This is a genomic window from Sphingopyxis sp. L1A2A, assembly GCF_005502465.1.
Classification (GTDB): domain Bacteria; phylum Pseudomonadota; class Alphaproteobacteria; order Sphingomonadales; family Sphingomonadaceae; genus Sphingopyxis.
In genome coordinates this window covers 39445-60895 of the sequence record NZ_SCOT01000006.1, presented here as the reverse complement: position 1 = coordinate 60895, position 21451 = coordinate 39445, and the positions used below count along the sequence as shown (strand labels likewise).

Here is a 21451-nt window from a genome sequence, read left to right as displayed (position 1 = left end):
CGCGCGTAACCAGCTGCCAGACCAGGCACGGCCGAACGGGAGGATGTCGGTGGACGCGGCGCAGGCAGTACATGAGAAATTCCTCGCCGCGCTGGCGAATGGAACGCTGCCGGGCCGCGGCGATGCGCCCGATCCTGCCGCGATCGGGCTGTCGCGCGCCGACGCCACCGATATTTTCCTGTCGCAGCTGACCAGCCGCCAGATGGACCGGCTGTCGCGCCATCTGCAGGCGCGCGGCGAGGGTTTTTATACGATCGGATCGTCGGGGCATGAGGGCAATGCCGCGGTCGCCGCGGCGCTGCGCGTCACCGACATGGCGTTCCTCCATTATCGCTCGAACGCTTTCCAGCTGCACCGCGCGCGGCAGGTGCCGGGGCAGACCCCGACCTGGGACATGTTGCTGAGCTTTGCGGCGTCGAGCGAAGACCCGATTTCGGGCGGGCGCCACAAGGTGATCGGGTCGAAACCGCTCAATATCCCGCCGCAAACCTCGACGATCGCCTCGCATCTGCCGAAAGCGGTCGGCGCGGCCTTCTCGATCGGCATCGCGCGCCGCCTCGGCATGACCGGGCTGCCGCTGCCGGACGACGCGGTCGTGCTGACCAGCTTCGGCGACGCCTCGGCGAACCATTCGACCGCGCAGGGCGCGTTCAACACCGCGGGCTGGGCGGCGTTCCAGGGTTCGCCGATGCCGCTGATTTTCCTGTGCGAAGACAATGGTATCGGCATTTCGACGCGCACCCCGACCGGCTGGATCGAGGCGCAGTTCCGGCACCGCGCCGGGCTGCACTATATAAAATGCGACGGCAGCGACCTCGTGTCGGCCTATGCTGGCGCCGGCGAAGCCGCCGATTATGCGCGGCGGTATCGCAAGCCGGTGTTCCTCCACATGGCGACGGTGCGGCTCTATGGTCACGCCGGGTCCGACGTCCAGGGCGCCTATCTGCCCAAGGCGCTGATCGAGTCCGACGAGGCGCGCGATCCGCTGCTCGCCGGGGCGGCGCTGATGGCGCAGCAGGGGTGGATGACCTTAGCTGAAATCGCCGATGCCTATGATGACATCGGCGCGACACTGGCGCGGCAGGCCGAGGCGGCGATCCTGCGCCCCAAGATCACCACCCCCGCGCATGTGATGGCGAGCATCGTTCCGCCCCGGCGCGACATCGCGCGCGCCAACACGCCGTCGGATGAGGATCGCAAGGCGATGTTCGGCAGCGACGCCGGTGCGATGGACAAGCCGCAGCATATGGCGCGGCTGCTCAGCTGGGCGCTCGCCGACCTGATGCTCGCGCATCAGGAAATCGCCGTTATGGGTGAGGATGTCGGGCCGAAGGGCGGGGTCTATAATGTCACCGCCAAGCTCCACCAGCGGTTCGGGTCGGCGCGCGTCGTCAACACGCTGCTCGACGAACAGGCGATCCTCGGGCTTGCGATCGGCATGGCGCACAACGACTTCTTGCCGATGCCCGAAATCCAGTTCCTCGCCTATGTCCACAATGCCGAGGACCAGATTCGCGGCGAGGCGGCGACTTTGAGTTTCTTCTCGGACGGCCAATATACCAACCCGATGGTGCTGCGCATCGCGGGGCTTGGCTACCAGAAGGGCTTCGGCGGTCATTTCCACAACGATAACAGCTTGGCCGTTTTCCGCGACATCCCCGGCGTCATCCTCGCGGTGCCCTCGAACGGCCGCGATGCGGTGGCGATGCTGCGCGAGTGCGTAAGGCTGGCGCGTGAGGAGCAGCGGGTAGTCGTGTTTGTCGAACCGATCGCGCTCTATATGACCCGCGACCTCCACGAGGAGGGCGATGGTCTGTGGACGAGCGTTTATGAGGCGCCGGGTGACGGCGCGCCGATCCGCTTCGGCGACGTCGGGGTACATGGCGACGGCACCGATCTGGCGATCGTCACCTATGGCAACGGCACTTATTATTCGCGCCAAGCCGAAAAGCTGCTCGCCGCCGAAGGGGTGAAGGCCCGCGTCATCGACCTCCGCTGGCTCGGACCGGTCGACGCGGACAGGCTCGTCGCCGCGATCGGCGATGCGACGCGCATCCTGATCGTCGACGAATGCCGCATCACCGGGTCGCAGAGCGAGGCGCTGATGGCGCTGTTCGTCGAGCGCGTCCCGGACAAGAAGCTCGCGCGCATTGCCGCCGACGACAGCTTCATTCCCTTGGGCCGCGCCGCGACGCTGACCCTGCCGAGCCGCGACAGCATCGCCGCGGCGGCGCGGGCGTTGCTGGCATGAGCGCGCGCAAGACCGCGCTCGTCGTCGCGCCCGGCCGCGGCACCTATGGCAAGGGCGAGCTGGGCAGCATCGCGCGGCTGCACGGCGCGCGCTTTGCCGACCTGATCGCCGATTTCGACGCGCAGCGCCGCGCGCGCGGCCAGCCGACGGTGAGCGAACTCGACGGTGCCGACCGCTTCAGCGTCGCGACGCATATGCGCGGCGATGTAGCGGCGCCGCTGATCTATACCGCGACCGTCCTCGACTATCTCAGCATCGACCGCGAGAAATTCGACGTCGTGGCGGTCGCGGGCAATTCGATGGGCTGGTACAGCGCGCTCGCGCTCGGCGGCGCGGTGTCGGTCGCGGATGGTTTTCGCATCGCGAACGCGATGGGACTCAACAGCCAGACGCACGGCCCCGGCGGACAGATATTGCTGCAAGTCGTCGATGAGACTTGGCGCCCCGTTCCCGGCCTGCGCGAGCAGCTGCTGGGCCTCGCCGCCGCAATCACCGCGCGCCCCGATCACGCGCTCGCGCTGTCGATCGACCTCGCCGGCATGCTCGTTTTTGCGGGCAATGAGGCAGGCCTCGCCGCGCTGCTCGCCGAAGCGCCGCCGATCCCCGGCCGCGATCCGCTGCGCCTTGCGGGCCATGGTCCGTTCCACACCCCGCTGATGTTCGGCAGCTCGGACAAGGCAAAGGCCGAACTGGCGCCCGCGCTGTTCGGCGCACCCGCGATCCCGATGGTCGATGGCCGCGGCCATATCTGGCGCCGCTTTGCCAGCGACCCCGCCGCCGTCTGGGACTATAGCTTCGGCCACCAGATCCTCGCGCCCTATGATTTCGCGCGCTCGGTGCAGGTCGCGGTCAAGGAATATGCCCCCGATGTCCTCATCCTGCCCGGCCCCGGCGACACGCTGGGCGGCGCGATCGCGCAGGCGCTGATCGGCATCGAATGGCAGGGGATCGCCAGCAAGGCCGACTTTGCCGCGCGGCAGGCGACCGATCCGATCCTGCTTGCGATGGGCCGCGCCGAGCAGCGCGCGGTCGTGACCGGGAATCAATAGGGCCGACAGAGGAAGGAACATCCTCTGTCGGCCCTGTCGGTTGCGCGGGGTCAGGTGGGGTTGACCCGTTGCGAATGAACGGCAGCGCCCATGGGGACCAACACAAGGGCGGGGCACCGTTCAAATGCCTTATAGTCGGGGTACGGCGGCGCTGGCCGCGCGGCGCGCTGATCATGCGCCATAATGGACCGGATTACCCGCCGCGCCGCGCGCCTGTTCGGCGGTAAACTGCAACCGCAGCAGCTCGGCGACATTGCCCGCGCCGGCGCGGCGCATGATGTTGGCGCGATGGACCTCGATCGTCCGCGGGCTCAACGCCAGCTGCCGCGCGATCGCCTTGTTGCCGAGCCCGGCGGCGATCGCGGCCAGGATATCGCGCTCGCGCGGGGTCAGCGCCGCCAGCCGCGCTGCGGCCTCGCAGCGCCGGGTCCGCGCCGCTTGGCGAGCGGTCCAGTCGCCCAGTTCGGCGTCGACGGCGCGGCAAACGACGCGCGGATCGAGCGGCGCGGGCAGCAGGTCGCGCGCGCCGCCGCGCAGGATCGCGCGCGATTCGGCGATGCTCAGCTGTTCGGCGACGACAAAGGCGGCGATGTCGTCGCGCGCGGCGACCCGGTCGAGCAGCGCCGCGCCATCGATCCGGCCCGGCTGGTGCCAGCGAAACAGCAGGATCGCGCCGCCGCTATCGCCCTCCGCCTCCAGCCACGCATCGGCGCTGGCAAAGCTGCGCACGATCCGCGCCCCGCCCCCTGCCAGCGCGCGAAAACAGGCGGCGCGCTCGGTGGGGTCGGGCAGGACGAGGTGGATATGGCCCGCAAAATCGCTCACCCCCTGTCCCTGCCGCGACCGCGCGACCGCGAACAGCCCGGATCGCGCGGCATTGGCGCCGATGCGGAGCGAGTTGCAATGAACCGGTGCGCGGGCCGCGATTGCTTATGATGACGCGCCCGCCAAAGCTGGGTCAGAGATATCGCCACGCAAAGCCGAAGGCGGCGAAAAGCGAGACCAGGGTTGCGACCAGGATCGGGACGAGCCCCCGCCAGCCGTCCGACAGCAGCGTGTCGAGGCGCGATCGCATCGCGGTTGCAACGACCGCAAACAGCAGCAGCGCTTTCGACGCCAACAGGCCATAGTCCTTGAGCCACGCGGGCAGCGGAAAAAGCGATCCGGCCAGCACCAGGGCCAAAAACGCCCAGATGAACCAAGGCATCCCCAGCGGTTCAAAACGTCGCCGTGCCGCCTGATCCGATCGTCCGATGATCAGCGCCAGCACCGCCACCACCGGCGCCAGCAAGGCGACGCGGGTGAGCTTCACGATCGCCGCCACCTCGCCGGCGCCCGCCGAATAATTATAGCCCGCCCCCAGCGACTGGGCGACGTCGTGAATGGCGGCGCCCATCAGAAATCCGGCTTGCCGGTCGGTGAAGTGAAACTGCGCCGCGAGCAGGGGGTAGAAGGACATTGCGATGGCGCTGGCGAGCGAAATCCCGACCAGGGTAAAGGTGAAGCGGTGCTGGTCCAGCCGCTCGCGCCCGATCAGCGCGTAAATGGCCAGGGCGGCCGACGCGCCGCAGATGGCGGTCGCGCCGCCCGCCAGCAGGCCGACGAACCGGCTGTCGCCGCTCAGCCGCGCCCCCACGAGGCCGGCGGCGATGACCAGCGCGACGATGGCGATCAGGGCGGCAAAGCTGGCAACGCCCAGCGTGGCGATCTGCGCCGCCGTCACCTGCGTGCCGAGCAGCACAATCCCCCACCGCAGCCCCGCCGTGCCGCACAGATCTATGCCGGGATGCAGGCGCGGATTGGCGGCCAGAAAATTGAGCGCGAGGCCGATCAGCAAGCCCGCCAGAATGACCGGCATTGCATAATGGTCGGACAGCCACGCCGCCGCCGCCGCCGCGATGGCGATGACGCAAAGGCCGGGAAGCCACAATCGCGCCGACCATCGCGCCTTGCGGGTTAGAGCGTCGGCGAGCCAGATTTCGCCATAGAGATCGGCGCCGACCCGCTCTGCCTGACGCCCGCTATCCAACGAGCAGATCGCCGATGTCGACGATCGGCGTGCCGTGCTCGGCGGCGAAGCCCGCCATGTCGGCGCAGCGCGCCATCGTGCCGTCGTCGCGCATGATCGCACACAGCACGACGCCCTCCCCCAGATCGAAACGATCGCATAGCGCGATCCCCGCCTCGAGCGTCGAGCGCCGCGCGGCGAGGCCGCCCGGGTCGGCGATCAGCGGAAAGACATGACCGGGTTTGACCAGATCGGCGGCGCGCGCGTCGGGCGCCATGGCGACCGCGATAGTATGCGCGCGATCATGCGCCGAAATGCCGGTTTCGACGCCGTGCCGCGCTTCGATCGACACCCCGAACGGCCGTCCGCTGTCGCCGCCTTCGCCGCTGTTTTGCGGCGTGATCCCCAGTTTCCAAGCCCGCGGCTGAGTCAGCCCCAAGCAGATCAGGCCGCGGCCATGGCGCGCCATGAAATTGATCGCCTGCGGCGTCACCCGGCTGGCCGCCATCGCAAAGTCGAGGTCGCCATGGCGCAGCGCATCGCCCGCCAGGATGATCAGACCGCCGTCCGCCAGATGCTGGCCGATGGCGTCCAGCGCGCTGTCGCCGGAGGCGGTCATGACAGGATGCCCGCCGCTCCGACGACCTGCTTGCCGACCAGTTCCAGCTGCATCCGCGCCCCGACGTCCAATATTTCGCCCAGATCGTCAAAGGTTTCGGGGGTGGTGCGGATCGCGGCGCCGATCGGCGTCGGCCACCCGCGCAGCGCATGGGTGATGCTGCGCAGGGTTAACAAGGTGCTCATCGCCGCCTGATGGCCGAACGCGGTCGCGATCAGCCCGACCGGGCGGCCATGGAAATAGGGCCGGACATCGGTCGACAAATCCTCGAAATAATCGAGGGCGTTTTTGACCAGCCCCGAAATGCTGCCGTGATAGCCGGGCGACGCGATGATCAACCCGTCGGCATCGCGCACCGCGGCGACCATTTCGGCCCCCGCCTGATCGCTGTGGCCCGGACCGCGATAATAGGGCAGCGCGCTCATATAGGCGCCGTCGAAGCGGGTGATGACCGCACCCTCGGCCGCCGCGGCGCGACAGCATATCTCGAGGATTTTTTCGGTCGACGATCCGGGGCGCGGCGTGCCGCCGAGCGCAACGATGGACCTCATGGGCTTGGCTCCTCTGTTCGATGCCCGCGGCGGGATACGGACGGCAAAGCGGCTTGCCTTATGTCTCGCGGTGTCATACGATTCTCTAGGCCCGTGAAACGGCGTAACGCAAGCCCTAATTGGGCTGGAACGGTCGACGCGCAGCGCATAGCGCGCGACCCTGACGAGAGAGGGCCGATATGGCTGAAACTACCGCATCCGCGACCGACGCCGCGCAGCGCGCCATTCGTATCGGCCTGATCGCGCTGATCTTCTTTGGGACCGCGCTCAATTATCTCGACCGCCAGGTGCTGGCGCTGCTCAAGCCGATGTTGCAGGCCGATTTCCAATGGAGCGATCAGGATTTCGCCCATTTCGGCTCGTCGTTTCAGATCGCGGCCGCCTTTTCGCTGCTCGGCGTCGGCTGGTTCATTGACCGGGTCGGGGTACGCTGGGGCTATGGTCTCGCGGTCGGGGTGTGGAGCCTGGCCGGCATGGCGCATGCGCTGGCGGCCAGCGTCCAGCAATTCGTCGCGGCGCGCGTCGCGCTGGCCATCGCTGAATCGGTCAACACCCCGGCGGCGATCAAGGCGGCGGCCACCTATCTGCCGGTCAAGGAACGCTCGGTCGGGCTGGGCGTCATCAACAGCGCGTCGAACATCGGCGCCATCCTCGCGCCGCTGGCGGTGCCGGTGCTGGCTTTGGCGCTGGGCTGGCAGGCGGCGTTCCTGATCACCGGGGCGCTGGGCTTTGTCTGGCTGTTCTTCTGGTGGCTCGGCACCGCGAAGCTGCGGCCGGTGGGCGCGCAGGCGGCGGTCGATGCGCCGCAGGAGCGCGCCGATCCGTGGCGCAAACTGATCAAGGATCGGCGAACGCTGGCGGTCATCGGCGCCAAGACGCTGACCGATCTGGTGTGGTGGTTCATCCTGTTCTGGGCCCCCGATTTCTTTGCCCGGCAATTCTCGCTGGGGCAGGGCGAAATCGGTTATCCGACCGCGATCGTCTATGTCATGGCGGCGGCCGGCGCGCTGTCGAGCGGCTTTCTGTTTCCGGCGCTGCTCAGCCGCGGGATGAGCGAAAACGGCGCCCGCAAATCGTCGATGTTCTTTTATGCACTGCTCATCCTGCCGCTGCCGCTGGCGCTGCTGGCGCCGAACCAATGGGCCGCGGCGCTGGTAATCGGCCTGGGTCTGTTTGCCCATCAGGGCTTTTCGACCAACATTTTTGGCATGACCGCCGACATTGTCCCGGCGCGTCAGGTCGGCAGCGTGATCGCGATGGGGGCGCTGGCGGGCAATCTGTCGGGCGCTGCGATGCTGGAGTTCACCGGCTGGGCGCTCCACACCGGGCTTGGCTATGCGCCGATGTTCCTGATGTCGGCGAGCGCCTATCTGCTGGCGCTGGGCTGGATCCACCTGATGCAGCCGCGGCTGGTCGTGGTCAACAGCGAGGAGGCATAAGGAAGGCGGGCCGCGCGGCCCGCCGCCCGACAAAACGGGCCAATAAAAAAAGGGGCGCCGCGGTCTATCCCGCGACGCCCCTTTTTTGCGTTGGCTGATCGCGCGCTTAGCGGATCTTGGCGCTCAGGCTGACCCCGAAATAGCGGTCGGCGTCGCGCGGGATCTGATAGCGCTGGCCATTGCCGACGTTGAGCAGGGCATAGCTTTTGTCCCCGATGTTGCGGGCGTGGAAGGTCAGGCGATAGAGGTCTTCGGCGTCGCTGAACCCGACCGACGCGTTCCAGATGCCGTAGCTGTCGAGCGGCCCGCCTTCGCCCAGGTCCGAGAATTGCTTGCCGGTGTAGCTGTAGCTGGTCCCGGCATAGAATTTCAGCGCGCTGCCGATCGGGGTTTCATAATCGGCACCGACGTTCCAGCTCCATTTCGGCGCCAGCGGCAGCCGCGTCCCGTCGCGGGCGTCGGGCGCGTTGGTCAGCGGATTGGGATTGAAACGGCGCACCTTGGCATCGGCATAGGCGACGCTGCCGCGCAGGGTCAGCCCATCGACCGGGGCGACGATGGTATCGACCTCGAAACCCTTGGTCCGCACCGTCCCGGCGTTGGTCAGATTGGTGATGATCTGGCCGTTCAAGAGGACGAAGTTGTTCGCCTGGAACCCGTCATAGGTCGCCTGGAACAACGCGGCGTTGAACTGGATGCGGCGATCCCAGAATTGAGATTTCATGCCGACTTCATAGGCATCGGACGATTCTTCATCGATCGGCACCGCGTTGGTCGGGGCGGTGTAGTTGAAAAAGACGTTGAACGCCGGACCCTTATAGCCGCGGGTAAAGCTGCCATAGAATAACAGGTCGTCGGTCGGTTCGAACTGGATCGACGCCTTGCCCGAGATATTGTTGTTCTGGGTGCTGCCGCTCGAAGTGTTGAGCCCGGTGCCGCCGCCCGCGATCGTGCCGCCGGCGGGATTGCCCGACACACCGGGGCCGGAGAGCGGCAGGCCGGTGGCCGCGTTGATCCCCGGCGCGCGGGTGTGGGTATAGCTCAGCGTATCGCGCGTCCAGCGCAGGCCGCCGGTCAGGCTGAGCTGGTCGGTCAGACGATAGGTCGCCTGTCCGAACACCGCGAAATTGTTGCTGTTGACGTCGCTGAACGACGTCGCGGTCGGATAGGTGGTGTTGACCGGATCATTGAGGTTGCACGGCCGCGCCCCGCTGGGCGCAAGCGGCAGCGTCGATGACGCGCAGACGATGTCGCGGCGGGTGAAATCCTGCCGGTTGTTCGAATGCCAGATGAAGGTGCCGACCTGATAGAAAAACGGCATCGCCTGATCGGACGACAGGCGGATTTCGGCCGACATCTGATCGGTTTTGACAAAGCCATTGTCGTGCAGTTCGGCGGTCCCGACGATCGCGCGCGGCAGGAAGTCGCCCTCGCGAATTTCGGTATTCTGCCAGTTGCGATAGCCGAGGATGACGCTCAGCACATGTTCGCCGGGGACGTCGAGATCGAGATTGCCGGTCAGGCTCCACTGCTTGTCGCGGGTGCGGGTGATCAGATTGTGATTGACGGTGCGCTGGTCGGTGCCGAGCGCGACCGGAAAGCCCAGTTCGGCATCGAGAACGGCGCCGCGGCTGACCCCGGTGACGTCGGCGCAGCAATCGTCATTGGCCTTGAAATAGTCGGCGATGACGCGGATGCGCGCGCCGTCGCCGTCATAATCGAGGATGCCGCGCGCGCCATAATGCTCGTAACCGTTGACGTCGGTGTCGAAAAAGACGTTGCGGATATTGCCGTCATAGCTGCCGTAAAAGCCGGTGACCCGCGCCGACAGGTCGGTCGCCAGCGGCCCCGATACCGAACCCTTGAGCCGATATTCGCTGCCTTCATAATATTCGCCGCGCAGATCGGCTTCGAGCGTTTCGGTGCCGCCTTTCGACACGATGTTGACAAGGCCGGCCGACGCATTCTTGCCGAACAACGTCCCCTGCGGTCCGCGCAGCACTTCGATCCGGTCGATGTCGAGCAGGTCGCTGAACGCTTGCCCCGACCGACTCAGCACCACACCGTCGACAACGGTGGACACACTGGGCTCGGCGGCGACCGAAAAGGTGATGGTGCCGACGCCGCGCATGATGATCGCGCTATTGGCGCTGGTCGTGCCCTTGCGGAAGGTGACCGAGGGGACGAGGTCGCCGATATTCTCGAGGCTGCTGGTGCCGCTTTGGATCAGCCGGTCGCCGGTGACGGCGGTAATGGAAATCGGCACATCCTGCACATTTTCTTCGACTTTTTGTGCGGTTACGATGATTTCTTCGACTTGGGCGGCGGCCGGGGCGGCCACGCCGATGGCGAGCAGCGACGCCGATCCGGCAAGCCAGAATTTGTGCGCGCGGGCCGTGATTTCGGACTTGCGATTCATGTCATATCCCTCCCAATATCGGTGCCCGAGCGAATGTCGCGGGCGGCGGCCTGTTGGCCTTCAACCGTCGCTGAGATGAAATATGGCGATTGATATGTCAAGCGGTGTCATATAGACAATGGCTGTCATATCGACGCGATACGGCCTTTTATTCGGGACCTGTGGCGCGATGGCAACATGGTGATGGGGGATGGGAAGCGACCGTGAAGGCGGAGTTTCGAGCACAAAAGGACGGTTTCGACCTGGTGGCGGGCGCAATGACGCTGCTGCGCCACCGCGCCGCGGACCCGGCGATCACCGCCGCCATCGGCGATCCCGATGTCGTCATGCACCGCGGCAATTTCCGGATGGACGATCGGCGCACCGATCTGGCGGCGCTGCCGATGGTCGATGTCAGGCCCGACCGGGTGGAACTGCGGCGCCATGCGGGCGCGCCGCCCGGCCTGACGCTCACCCTCGTCCCGCTGGGCCATGGCTTCGCGCTGAACCTCGAAAGCCATGACGCCGATTGCAATCGGCTGGCCGTCGACCTGCTGGCGCAGCCGGACGAGCATATCTGGGGCGGCGGCGAGCAGATGAGCTATCTGCGTTTGAACGGCCGCCGCTTTCCGATCTGGACCAGCGAACCGGGGGTGGGGCGCGATAAAGATCGTGAATTGACGCAGATCATGGACCGCGAGGGCATGGCGGGCGGCGATTATTGGACGACCAACTATCCGCAGCCGACGTTTCTTTCGTCGCACCATTATGCCTGTCATCTGACCAGCACCGCTTATGCCGTGCTCGACTTTGCCGATCCCGGTGTGAACCGTGTGGAATGGTGGGAAGGGTGCGGGCGGATCGAATTTACCTTCGCTGACAGCCTGCCGACGCTGGTCGGGATTTTGTCGAGCCATTTCGGGCGGCAACCGAAATTGCCCGACTGGGCCATCGAGGGCGCAATCATCGGGCTGAAGCAGGGCGTCCAGAGCTTTGACCGGTTGCAGAAGATCCGCGATGCGGGGGCCGCCGTGTCGGGATTGTGGTGCGAGGATTGGGTCGGCATCCGCGAAACCAGCTTTGGTCGCCGCCTGTTCTGGGACTGGCGCTGGAGCGCGGCGCGCTACCCCGATCTGCCCGACCGGATCGCGCAGCTGCGCGCCCAGGGCATCCGCTTTCTGGGCTATGTGAACCCCTATCTGGCGATCGACGGCGGCATGTTCGGCGAAGCGCGCGACCTGGGGTTGCTGGCGCTGCGCCAGGATAGCGACGATCCCTATCTGGTGGACTTTGGCGAGTTCGACTGCGCTATCGTCGATTTTACCAATCCGGCGGCGATCAGCTGGTTCGCCGACCGCGTGATCGGGCGCGAGATGCTGGACATCGGGATGACGGGCTGGATGGCAGATTTCGGCGAATATCTGCCCACCGACCTGCGGCTGCACGACGGCAGCGATCCGATGCTGGCGCACAACCGCTGGCCGGTGCTGTGGGCCGAGGTCAACGCGCGCGCGATCGCGGCGAAGGGCCTGACCGGCGATGCGCTGTTTTTCATGCGCGCCGGCCATGCGGGGGTGCAGGCGCATTGCCCCTTGCTGTGGGCCGGCGACCAGTGCGTCGATTTCTCGCGCCACGACGGCATCGGCACCGTGATCACCGCCGCGCTGTCGGCGGGGTTGGTCGGCAACGCCTATAGCCACAGCGACGTCGGCGGCTACACCTCGCTCCACGGGCTGGTCCGCACCGCCGACCTGCTCAAGCGCTGGGCCGAACTCGGGGCGTTTTCGCCGGTCATGCGGACGCATGAGGGCAATCGCCCCGACGACAATCTGCAAATCGACAGCGACGACGATATTCTGCATCATTTCGCGGCGATGACGCGCGTCCACGCGGCGCTCGCCCCCTATCTGCGGTCGCTGTGCGACGAAGCCGCCGCGCAGGGGCTGCCGTTGCAACGGCCGCTGTTCCTGCATTATCCGACCGACGCCTGCTATGCCTGCGAGGATCAATATCTGCTTGGAAGCGATTTGCTGGTCGCGCCGATCCTTCACGAGGGCGCGCTGGACCGCGAGGTTCTGATCCCTGCAGGCGAGACATGGGTCCATGTGTGGACCGGCGACGTGATGGCGGGTGGACGGTCCACGGTTGCGGCGCCTTTTGGCGCACCGCCGGTCTTTTATCGGACGGGCAGCGCCTTTACACCGCTGTTCCAGTCACTGTCCGTGCATCGGGGGGAGCTTGTTTGATGAGCCAGCGCAGCAACATCCGCGACGTGTCGGCGCGCGCCGGGGTGTCGGTCAAGACCGTCAGCCGGGTGCTCAACGACCATCCCTATGTCAGCCAGGATACCCGCGAAAAGGTCGAGGCCGCGATCCGCGATCTCGAGTTTCGCCCCAGCGTCGCGGCGCGCATCCTGGCCGGGACCAAATCGGCGCAGATCGCGCTGATCTATGACAACCACAGCCCCTATTATATCAACCAGATCCAGGCCGGGTGCTGGGCGCGCTGCCATCAGGACGGCATTCGCCTGCTCGGCCAGCCGGTCGATGTCGACGATCCCGACGTCGGCGATCAGGTGCGCGGGCTGGTCAGCGAAACCCATGTCGACGGCATCATCCTGTCGTCGCCGGTGACCGATTGCGACCCGGTGCTGCGGACGCTGGAACAGCTGGGCATCCCTTTTGTTCGCATTTCGCCCGGCACCAATCATGCGATGACGTCGTCGGTGTTCATGGACGACGCGCAGGCGGCGGACGACATGACCACCCACCTCATCAACATGGGGCATCGCCGCATCGGGTTTATCAAGGGCCACCCCAATCATATGGCGTCGGACGAACGATTGTTCGGCTATCGCCGCGCCCTCGATCGCGCCGGGCTGCCCTTCGAACCGCAGATGATTGCCGACGGGTTGTTCGATTTCGACAGCGGTTATGCGGCGTGCGAGCGGTTTTTGCTGATGCCGCACCGCCCGACCGCCATTTTTGCCGCGAACGACGATATGGCGGCGGGAGTCCTGGCGGCGGCGCACCGCGCCGGGTTCGATCTGCCAAATGACCTGTCGGTGGCGGGGTTCGACGATACGACGCTGGCGCGGATGGTGTGGCCCGCGCTGACCACAATCCGCCAGCCGGTGTTCGATCTGGCGCACACCGCGACCGACCTGCTGCTGACCGGGCAGAATCTGGTTCACCGCCGCCTGCAACACGACCTCGTCGAGCGCGATTCGGTGCGCGCGCGCGATCCCGCGACCAAATAAGGAATAGATTGGCATATGAGCGACCTCCCCGCCGTCCCCACCACCCGCCCCTTGGGCCAAAGCGGTATTACCGTCTCTTCGCTTGCATGGGGGATGTGGCGTTTTGCCGGACCCGTCGGCGCCGCGCGCCAGCTGGTCGATGCGGCGCTCGATATCGGGATCACGCTGTTCGACACCGCCGATATCTATGGCTTTGACGGCAGCGGCGGCTTTGGCGACGCCGAAAGCCTGCTCGGCGAACTGTTTGCCGCCGACTCGGGCTTGCGCGCGCGTATGGTGCTGGCCAGCAAGGGCGGCATCATGCCGCCGCTGCCCTACGACAGCAGCGCCGCCTATCTGGAGCAGGCGATCGACGTCTCGCTGCAGCGGCTCAAGACCGACGTCATCGACCTGTGGCAGATCCACCGGCCCGACATATTGACCCATCCGCAGGAGGTTGCGGGCGCGGTGCGCAAGGCGCAGGCGGCGGGCAAGATCCGCGCCGTCGGCGTTTCGAACTGCACGCCCGCGCAGATTGCGGCGCTCCAGCATTTCCTGGACGTCCCGCTCGCCAGCACCCAGCCCGAACTGTCGCCGCTGTGCATCGCGCCGTTCGAAAATGGCGAACTCGATCAGGCGCTGCAGATGGACATGGCGGTGCTCGCCTGGTCGCCGCTGGGCGGCGGGCGTCTGGCCGAACCGACCAATGACCGCGAACGCGCGGTCGTCGCGGCGCTTGATGCCGTCGCTGCGGCGCATGGCGTCGGCCGCACCGCGGCGGCGTATAGCTGGCTGATGGCGCATCCGGCGCGGCCGATCCCGATCGTCGGGACGCAGAATGTGGCGCGGATCGGCGAGGCGGCCGACGCCTTTGCCGTCCGCTGGACACGAACCAGCTGGTATGAGGTGTTTGTCGCGGCACGAGGAGAGAAACTGCCATGACCCAGGGTGAAACGCATCGGTCGTGCGAAGTGAGCTGGTTCTCGGCGCTGTGCGACGATGATTATGAATTTCTGGGCCAGCCCGATCCGATGCTGCAATCGAGCTGGGAGCATTGCCGCAACATCGTCCTGACCGCCGAAAAGGGCGGCTTCGACAATATATTGCTGCCATCGGGCTATCAGCTGGGGCTCGATACCACGGTGTTCGCCGCGGCGATCGCGCCGTTCCTCGACCGGATGCGCCTGCTGATGGCGGTGCGGATCGGCGAGGACTGGCCCCCGCAGCTCGCGCGGCGCATCGCCACGCTCGACCGCATCCTCGGCGGACGCCTCACGGTCAACATCATCTCGTCGGACCTGCCGGGCCAGACGCTCGACAGCGAACCCCGCTATGCCCGCACGGTCGAGGTGATGCAGATCCTGAAGACGATGTTGTCGGGGCAGCATCTGTCGCACCGCGGCGAATTTTACGATCTGGAACTCGACCCGCCGCGGATGACGACGCTGTCGGGCCGCTGCCCGCCGCTCTATTTCGGCGGGCTCAGCCCCGCCGCGCGCGATGCCGCCGCCGAGGCGGCCGACGTCTATCTGATGTGGCCCGACACGATGGACAAGGTGCGCGATGTCGTCGGTGATCTGACCGCGCGCGCCGCGGCCAAGGGGCGCACGCTGAAATTCGGCTATCGCGCCCATGTCATCGTCCGCGAAACCGAGGCCGAAGCGCGTGCCTATGCCACCCGCCTACTGTCCAAACTCGATGATGGAGCGGGCGAGGCGATTCGCCAGAAATCGCTCGACACCGCGACCGCCGGGGTCGCGCGCCAGACCGAGCTGCGCGCGTCGGCGGGCGACGACGGATTTGTCGAGGATAATTTGTGGACGGGGATCGGCCGGGCGCGTTCGGGGTGCGGCGCCGCGATCGTCGGCGATCCCGATCAGGTGCTCGCCAAGCTGCGCGCCTATCAGGCCGAGGGCATCGACGCCTTCATCCTCTCCGGCTATCCGCACGCCGCCGAATGTGACCTGTTCGCGCGCCATGTGTTGCCGCATCTGGATCATGGGCCGCTGACGCTCGACTGACCGGGGATTGATCGGTAACCGCGGCGCCGACTGTTCGTCGCCAAGCCCGTTCGCGCGCCAGTTTCCGGCGCCGCTTCGGCGCGCCCGGATGGTCCGCAGCCGCCGCGCGCCCCGTTTGAAACCGGCAGTAGAGCTGGTGACCCCTACGGGAGGGGTCGGATGGGCTGGAAGCCCACGGTTTTCCGCCATTTTCCGCGACGTGAAACGACGCATGTGTACTCAGTAGGTGTACTCACGATTGCGAGCACGCTGCCGCGATAGCCGTTGGTGAGGTGATCTGTAAAGGCTGCTTTGCGCCTGATCCCAGTCATAGCCGGCCGCGAAACCGATGCCTAAGAGCTGCCCTTCGGGCCTTTCAGAACTTACCGGCAGGAACGCGCCTGCATACTGGCATTCGACAGCGAGTAACCTGAGTGCGAAAGCGGCCATAGGATTTGACGCACGAAATGCGGCTATGTTTTGCTCTATTCTTTTTCGCTGCCGACTTACAAACGTTCAGGCATCGCCTCGATTGGCGGCACGCTCGATGGCACAGAATTCCTCGCCCCTGTCGAGCAGGTTGACTGCAAGGCGCTCATGATGAATTTCTGTCTTCGCTTCACAATCGAGTGAATTGGTGTGCGGATTTCGCCGCTATATCGAGCGCGCAGCGGATCGGGACTCAAGAATGAGAGCGTAAGCGGCTGCATCGATCAGCCGGTCGTATCGATGGCCGCGGAACCGGAATTGCTCGTCGACGGCTTCGATGCCGAGCTGCTCTTGGATATAGTCGGGGTTGTGTTCGACCAGAGTGAGAAGGCTCGCCGGATCCTTTTCGCCTGATTTCAGGCGACGCAGCGTCGCACGATCCCAGCTCCGAAGGGCGGCCGCCGCCATCTCCTCGCGCTCGTCGCCGTAAATGCCGAAAATGCTGAGCGATCGGTTCACATCGCCGCGCTGCAGGTGAAGAGGAATGTCGTCGCGCTCGCGGCGCGCGTATTCGTACATGTTCGCAACCTGCGCTGCGAGTTCAGCGGTGTAGAGCAGATGATCGCGCAGCTCGCGCTCTGCGACGATCCTTCTCGGTTCGCGGTCCTCGAGACCGGCGAGACGGGCGCTTTGTACCTGAAGCCGGGAAAGAAGCTCGGAGATCGGAAACGAGATGTCATCGTCGCCAGAGGCTTCAATGATCTCGGTTAGACTGGTGATAGCTTCTGCAGGCGGCGCGGGAAAAACGAGCACTTCGGCCCGACCGAGATGATCGCCGCGCATCGTTCCCAAAGCTCTTTGTAGTTCGATCGCGCAATCGCGCGCGTAATGCGAAAGCGTGCTCAGGGCGAGTGGCAGAACCGCGCGCGCGGCGAGCAAACGCCGACGGAGCCGCCCGCTTTCGAGGCGGTCTGCCTGATGGATCTGACGCGTAATATAAGTGCCGCCGACGAAAGCGGCGCCGACAGCGAAGAAGCTTCCGATGAGGGTCTGCCAATTTGAGATGGTCGAGATCATGGAGCGAATGTCCTGATGATTAGGGAAGAGCGGGCAGGAGCAGCCCATGTCGTCCGTGTCTGCAGAATCGCGGTCGCCGCATCAAGGGCGGGCGCCGCAATTCATCGAACATGGTCCAGCGACCGCTTCGATTGGCGCCCAAAAGCTGGTAGCGGGGCAGCATGAATGATGCGCTTCCATCATACGAACTCGGTCGTGCCGGCGAGACTCTCTTCGCCCATCTTTGCGATCGTGCCCGTCTGAGGCAAAACAAGAGCTTACAGGACGTCACCGGCTGGGACTTTCTCGTCGAATTTCTGCTCGAAGAGGCTGGGCGCGCGACGCCGCTCGATCAGCGCCAACCCTCCACCTGTATCATCCAGCTGAAGTCGACGGCGGGCGAGCGCGGGAATCGCGTCTCCGCGAAGCTGTCGGCGGTCGACCTCATTGCGAAGAACGCGCAGCCTGCTTTCGTGATCGTCTTTCGCCTGACGCCCGCTGGCGACCCGCTTCGCGGCTATCTTATCCATCTGCTCGGACCGCAGCTCTCTCGCATTCTGCGGCGCCTTCGCCTGGCCGAGGCACGACAGGACTATGCGATCAACCGCGCTTCGATCAGTTTCGACTATCGCCGCATCGGCGTGCCGTTCGAGCTTACGCCGGAGGGCCTCAAAATGGCGCTCGCCGCCGCGATGGGTGACGATCCGGTGGCTTATGTCTTCGAGAAGCAGCGCCAGCTTGCCGAACTCGGATATGAGGATGGCCATCTGGAAGGCGAAGCGGTGGTGCGCATCGAGGGCCAGGATCATCTCAAGGACCTGATGCTCGGGATTGCACCGCTCGTTCCCGAGCGCCTCACTATGTTCGACCGTCGCTTTGGCATCCGCATTCCCTATCAAGGTCCGCTGCTTGCTCGGATCGAGGAGTTTCGGGTCGACCCGCCAAAAGTTGGGGACTGTGAGATCGTCATCCGCGGTGATTCCTTCGTACCGCCGGTGCGGTTCAAGGCCGAAATCGTCGTCATCCCGCCGATCGAGGCGGATGCGATACTGTATGTGAAGCATGCCGACTTCACGATCCGGATGTCGCGGGACGGGCTGCATTTTCAGACGGTCGGTCTGTTCGACGACGGCCGCAAGTCGCTCGATGCGTGGATGAAGCTGACGCGCGCGCTGACCTATCTTGCCGAAGGGCGCGGATCGCTTACGATCGACCGCTGGCGCGATAACGCGGTCCCGGTCACGGCGGCGCTAACCGAGCCATTGACGGGCCCCTATCTTAATGAAATGCCCGAGATCGCCACGATTCTCGAGCGCTGGCGCCAGCTTCTCGAGCGGGCGGGGGTCGAGCCCGGTGAGAGCTTTCGCTTCGATGCGATATGGGAGTCCGAGCTGGCAGCGATCGCCGGAGATCTTTTGCTGAACAAGACGCCGGTGGCGCGCTTCGAGATCGATAGTTTCGAGGGTGCGAAGCTGGACGGGGCGGAGGGCGAGGCGATCGAAGCGCTCTATTACAACCGGGCCGAACTTGCGGGCGATACGATCTGCTTTGCCGTAGAAATTCGGATGGAGCCGGTAGAGGAGGCCGGCCTCTATCGCTCGACCGCTTTCAAACCCCTCGACGTCAGCGCCGACGTACCCGACCTCGATGCCTATGCGCAAAAGCTCGCCGAGGCGGGTGGCTATCGCATGCTGATCGACCCCGACACGATGCGGATCGTCGATCCCAGTGGCAGTGATCGGGCTCTGTGATCATAGTTGTGCGCCGCGCGACGGGATGGGTCGACGACGCTCCGGTAGGGGCTTGGTTTATGTTGCAAACATTGCCTTTACACTTTCTAGCTTGCACAAATGCGCGGCAGGCGCCAAATTGATTGTCAGCAAAGCAAACATTCTAGGTGTCAAATGGCTCGCATGACCGTTAAAAAGTCGGTTGGAAAAACGCGCTCTGTTACTTTCGGGTCGGTGACCGTTCGCGCGGCTGTGCCCCCCAAAGCGCAAGTCGCCGCTAACGTCGCTCTTGGTCAGTCGGCATTGAAGCGCGCGCGCATGAAGATCATCAAGCCGGGCGTCCGCATCTCGCCGCGCAAGGATGTTCCGCTTTATCACGTCGACGCCGATAAGCCCGAGGAGGTTATCCGCAAGCTCGATGGAAAAGTCGAACGCGGCCACTTTGTGAACGGCACCTTCCAGAAACTATGACGTCCCTCGCCCGGGCGGTCGACGGCATATTGGCGGCGCAACTCGCGTCGGGCAAACCGCTCGCCATCATCCTCGCGGGTCATAACGGGTCGGGCAAGTCGACGATGTGGTACCAGCATCTGGCACCGCAACTCCAGATTCCGCTGGTGAACGCCGACCGCATGATGCTGTCGATCCTTCCCGAGACGAGCGCGTCTGCGCCGCTCCCGGAGTGGGCGCGAACGCTGCGCGATCAGAATGAAAGTTGGATGAAGGTTGCGCAAAATGGCGTACAGGCCTTCGTTGCCGAAGCGCTCAGCAACGGCGTGCCCTTTGCGATGGAGACGGTATTCTCTCACTGGCGCGAGCTTGAGGACGGCAGCATCGAGTCAAAGATCGATCAGATCAAACAGATGCAAGCCAATGGCTATTTCGTTTTGTTGCTGTTCGTCGGGCTCGCCAATGCCGTACTTTCCACGCTTCGCGTCCAGACCCGTGTCGCCCGCGGCGGCCACGCGGTCGACGCCGCCAAGCTTGCCGACCGATTCCCGCGCACTCAGATGGCCATCAGGCTCGCTGCAACGGTCGCCGATGCTGCGATCCTTGTCGACAACAGCCGCGAAGAGAAACTTGCTTTTTCGGTGTGCCGAATTCAACAGCAGAATGAGGTAACGTTCGACATGCGCGATGGCGGCGATGTTCCGCTGGCGATCCAGTCATGGCTGGATATCGTGGCACCGCGCGAACCCCTAGCGGACTAGCGTCGCAGCAGATTTGTCAGCCGGATGAGCATGGCCTGCGGGCTGACGGCGAAGACGTCGGCAAGGCGGGCGACTTCGCTGTCATCGTTGACGTCGATCCAGGTTCCGACAAGCGCCTTGCGTATCCATTCAGCGGGCATCAGCAGATTGGCAGCAAACGCGTTCGCCTCGACCTCTTCAATGTTTTCAGCAGTGCCCGAGCGTGGGTCGCGTAAATTGACGCGGAACGCCGAATCGACATGCACTTCCTCGCCCTCGTGCAGCATGAGATGGGCAATTTCGTGGGCAATCGTAAAGCGCTGCCGGACCTCCGAATGCTTGGCGTTAACGACCACGACGTTCCGTTCCGCTGATCGGATCAATATTCCGGAAATATCGTCGGCGACGTCGATGCGCCTTAGCTCGACGCCCAGTGTTGCCAAAATAGGTTCGAGCGCGAGCGGCGGAGCATCCTGTCCGGCGATCAGGTCCGAAGCCGCCTTGCGTATCCGCGCATAGGCGATAGGCAATTCGCTCAAGGTCCGGGTGTTTCGTTCTTCAGCTTCTCGACGAGCTGTGCAACATCGTCACGCAGCGGCTTTTCAGCCGCAGCCGGTGCAGGAAAAAGGTCCCCGGGTTTCGCATCGAGGGCGTGCGCCAGATCGACGATCTGATGGAGCAGGACGCGCTGGCGACCCTTCTCGATATTGGTAATCGAGGTCCGGGAGAGGTCGACGCGTCGCGCCAGTTCTTCCTGCGTGACCTGCCGGCGTTCGCGCAGCGCGCGGACGCGGCTGCCGAAAAATGTGTAGAGCGGATCTTGCATGTTGGCCGTTTCTAGGGAGCGGTTCGTCAACGTAGCAAACAGTTGAGCCAAGCTCAAGGGCCTTGTTTGCAACGCAAACGGTTTGCAAAACGGGCACATGATGTTTGTGTTATTGACATCGGTTCCGGAATATGGTGAAGCGGCGGCAGGGTTCAAAAGGAGGCCCTTCAACATGACCGCCATCAACGCTTTCTCTCTCATCCTCACCGTGCAGGGCATGGCCAAGCCGATCGAGCTTGCCGTTCCCGATGACGCCGACGTGGCGCATATCCTCGCTCGTATCCGCGAGGAAACCGGCCGTACCGACATCGAGGAGCTTGCTTTCGAAGATGCCGACGAGCCGCTGGCCGACGCGGCGACGATCATCGAAGACCTGCGCCGCGAGTTCCGTGTCCTTCACGCGTCGACGCGCCAGCGTATCAAGGTACGCCTGTCCTACGAAGGTCAGTCGCACGAGCGCGCTTTTCGTCCGAATGCGACGATCCGCCGCGTCATCCGCTGGGCGATTTCGCCTGAGGCCTTCGGTCTGGAAGGCAAGCCGGCCCAGTTCCAGGTGAAGGTGGACGGGCGCGTTGTGCCCCCAGATACCCATCTCGGTCAGGCCGCGCACGGATCCTGCGCGCTGGAAGGCGTGCTGGTCCACAATGTGAAGCCGCAGGGCTGACTC

Annotated in this window: 19 protein-coding genes; 11 read left to right on the top strand and 8 right to left on the bottom strand. The window is 64.9% G+C overall.

The features are described from left to right. Nucleotides 1-43: 43 nt before the first annotated feature. Nucleotides 44-2251, top strand: a complete 2208-nt coding sequence (locus FFS68_RS05905) for an alpha-ketoacid dehydrogenase subunit alpha/beta (RefSeq protein WP_249340035.1) — start codon at nt 44-46, stop codon at nt 2249-2251. Beyond that, the gene (locus FFS68_RS05900) at nt 2248-3300 is read left to right on the top strand and encodes an ACP S-malonyltransferase (RefSeq protein WP_137752266.1); all 1053 of its coding nucleotides are present in this window, start codon (nt 2248-2250) and stop codon (nt 3298-3300) included. The genes FFS68_RS05905 and FFS68_RS05900 overlap by 4 nt, the downstream gene beginning before the upstream one ends. A 171-nt stretch (nt 3301-3471) precedes the next feature. On the opposite strand, the gene FFS68_RS05895 is transcribed toward FFS68_RS05900, so the two are convergent. The 4 genes from FFS68_RS05895 to FFS68_RS05880 all read right to left on the bottom strand — a co-directional run bounded on the left by FFS68_RS05895 (nt 3472) and on the right by FFS68_RS05880 (nt 6478). Beyond that, nucleotides 3472-4125 carry a LuxR C-terminal-related transcriptional regulator gene (locus FFS68_RS05895; protein WP_249340034.1) on the bottom strand — a complete coding sequence of 218 codons (654 nt, stop codon included), beginning with the start codon at nt 4123-4125 and terminating at the stop codon, nt 3472-3474. A gap of 133 nt (nt 4126-4258) precedes the next feature. Continuing rightward, nucleotides 4259-5329, bottom strand: coding sequence for a putative sulfate exporter family transporter (locus FFS68_RS05890; RefSeq protein WP_137752264.1), 1071 nt, complete (start codon nt 5327-5329; stop codon nt 4259-4261). After that, nucleotides 5322-5927 (bottom strand): 3,4-dihydroxy-2-butanone-4-phosphate synthase, encoded by a 606-nt coding sequence (locus FFS68_RS05885; RefSeq protein ID WP_137752263.1) that lies wholly within the window; start codon nt 5925-5927, stop codon nt 5322-5324. The genes FFS68_RS05890 and FFS68_RS05885 overlap by 8 nt, the downstream gene beginning before the upstream one ends. Beyond that, the gene (locus FFS68_RS05880; protein ID WP_137752262.1) at nt 5924-6478 is read right to left on the bottom strand and encodes an NAD(P)H-dependent oxidoreductase; all 555 of its coding nucleotides are present in this window, start codon (nt 6476-6478) and stop codon (nt 5924-5926) included. Before FFS68_RS05880 ends, FFS68_RS05885 begins: the two co-directional genes overlap by 4 nt. A gap of 179 nt (nt 6479-6657) precedes the next feature. Between FFS68_RS05880 and FFS68_RS05875 the strand changes: the two genes are divergently transcribed. Continuing rightward, entirely contained in the window at nt 6658-7917 is a 1260-nt protein-coding gene (locus FFS68_RS05875) for an MFS transporter (RefSeq protein ID WP_137752261.1), read from the top strand. 106 nt (nt 7918-8023) lie between these two features. Here FFS68_RS05875 and FFS68_RS05870 read toward each other — a convergent pair whose 3' ends face one another. Next, entirely contained in the window at nt 8024-10336 is a 2313-nt protein-coding gene (locus tag FFS68_RS05870; protein WP_137752260.1) for a TonB-dependent receptor, read from the bottom strand. Nucleotides 10337-10539: 203 nt separating this feature from the next. Between FFS68_RS05870 and FFS68_RS05865 the strand changes: the two genes are divergently transcribed. Genes FFS68_RS05865 through FFS68_RS05850 form a run of 4 tightly spaced genes read left to right on the top strand, consistent with a single transcriptional unit; the run spans nt 10540 to nt 15574 of the window. After that, a complete protein-coding gene (locus FFS68_RS05865; protein ID WP_137752259.1) occupies nt 10540-12561 on the top strand; it encodes an alpha-glucosidase in 2022 nt (673 codons plus the stop codon). Continuing rightward, nucleotides 12561-13574 carry a LacI family DNA-binding transcriptional regulator gene (locus FFS68_RS05860; protein WP_137752258.1) on the top strand — a complete coding sequence of 338 codons (1014 nt, stop codon included), beginning with the start codon at nt 12561-12563 and terminating at the stop codon, nt 13572-13574. Before FFS68_RS05865 ends, FFS68_RS05860 begins: the two co-directional genes overlap by 1 nt. Before the next feature lie 15 nt (nt 13575-13589). Next, nucleotides 13590-14495, top strand: coding sequence for an aldo/keto reductase (locus FFS68_RS05855; RefSeq protein WP_137752257.1), 906 nt, complete (start codon nt 13590-13592; stop codon nt 14493-14495). Then, nucleotides 14492-15574, top strand: a complete 1083-nt coding sequence (locus tag FFS68_RS05850) for an LLM class flavin-dependent oxidoreductase (RefSeq protein WP_137752256.1) — start codon at nt 14492-14494, stop codon at nt 15572-15574. Before FFS68_RS05855 ends, FFS68_RS05850 begins: the two co-directional genes overlap by 4 nt. Nucleotides 15575-16207: 633 nt before the next feature. Here FFS68_RS05850 and FFS68_RS05845 read toward each other — a convergent pair. After that, nucleotides 16208-17059 (bottom strand): hypothetical protein, encoded by an 852-nt coding sequence (locus FFS68_RS05845; protein ID WP_088439660.1) that lies wholly within the window; start codon nt 17057-17059, stop codon nt 16208-16210. A gap of 161 nt (nt 17060-17220) precedes the next feature. On the opposite strand from FFS68_RS05845, the gene FFS68_RS05840 reads away from it, so the two are divergent. The 3 genes from FFS68_RS05840 (at nt 17221) to FFS68_RS05830 (ending at nt 19979) form a co-directional block, all read left to right on the top strand. Continuing rightward, nucleotides 17221-18789: a hypothetical protein gene (locus tag FFS68_RS05840; protein WP_088439658.1), complete on the top strand. Its 1569-nt coding sequence runs from the start codon at nt 17221-17223 to the stop codon at nt 18787-18789. Between the two features lie 162 nt (nt 18790-18951). Next, the gene (locus FFS68_RS05835; RefSeq protein WP_137752255.1) at nt 18952-19239 is read left to right on the top strand and encodes a hypothetical protein; all 288 of its coding nucleotides are present in this window, start codon (nt 18952-18954) and stop codon (nt 19237-19239) included. 29 nt (nt 19240-19268) lie between these two features. Further along, entirely contained in the window at nt 19269-19979 is a 711-nt protein-coding gene (locus tag FFS68_RS05830) for a zeta toxin family protein (RefSeq protein WP_249340033.1), read from the top strand. On the opposite strand, the gene FFS68_RS05825 is transcribed toward FFS68_RS05830, so the two are convergent. Then, nucleotides 19976-20497: an ImmA/IrrE family metallo-endopeptidase gene (locus tag FFS68_RS05825; RefSeq protein WP_088439656.1), complete on the bottom strand. Its 522-nt coding sequence runs from the start codon at nt 20495-20497 to the stop codon at nt 19976-19978. The two genes, FFS68_RS05830 and FFS68_RS05825, sit on opposite strands and share 4 nt — an antisense overlap. Then, nucleotides 20494-20967, bottom strand: coding sequence for a helix-turn-helix domain-containing protein (locus FFS68_RS18050; protein WP_201792024.1), 474 nt, complete (start codon nt 20965-20967; stop codon nt 20494-20496). The genes FFS68_RS05825 and FFS68_RS18050 overlap by 4 nt, the downstream gene beginning before the upstream one ends. Here FFS68_RS18050 and FFS68_RS05815 point away from each other — a divergent pair. Then, complete coding sequence (locus FFS68_RS05815; RefSeq protein WP_137752254.1) at nt 20957-21448, top strand: hypothetical protein; 492 nt, start codon at nt 20957-20959, stop codon at nt 21446-21448. The two genes, FFS68_RS18050 and FFS68_RS05815, sit on opposite strands and share 11 nt — an antisense overlap. Nucleotides 21449-21451 lie beyond the last annotated feature (3 nt).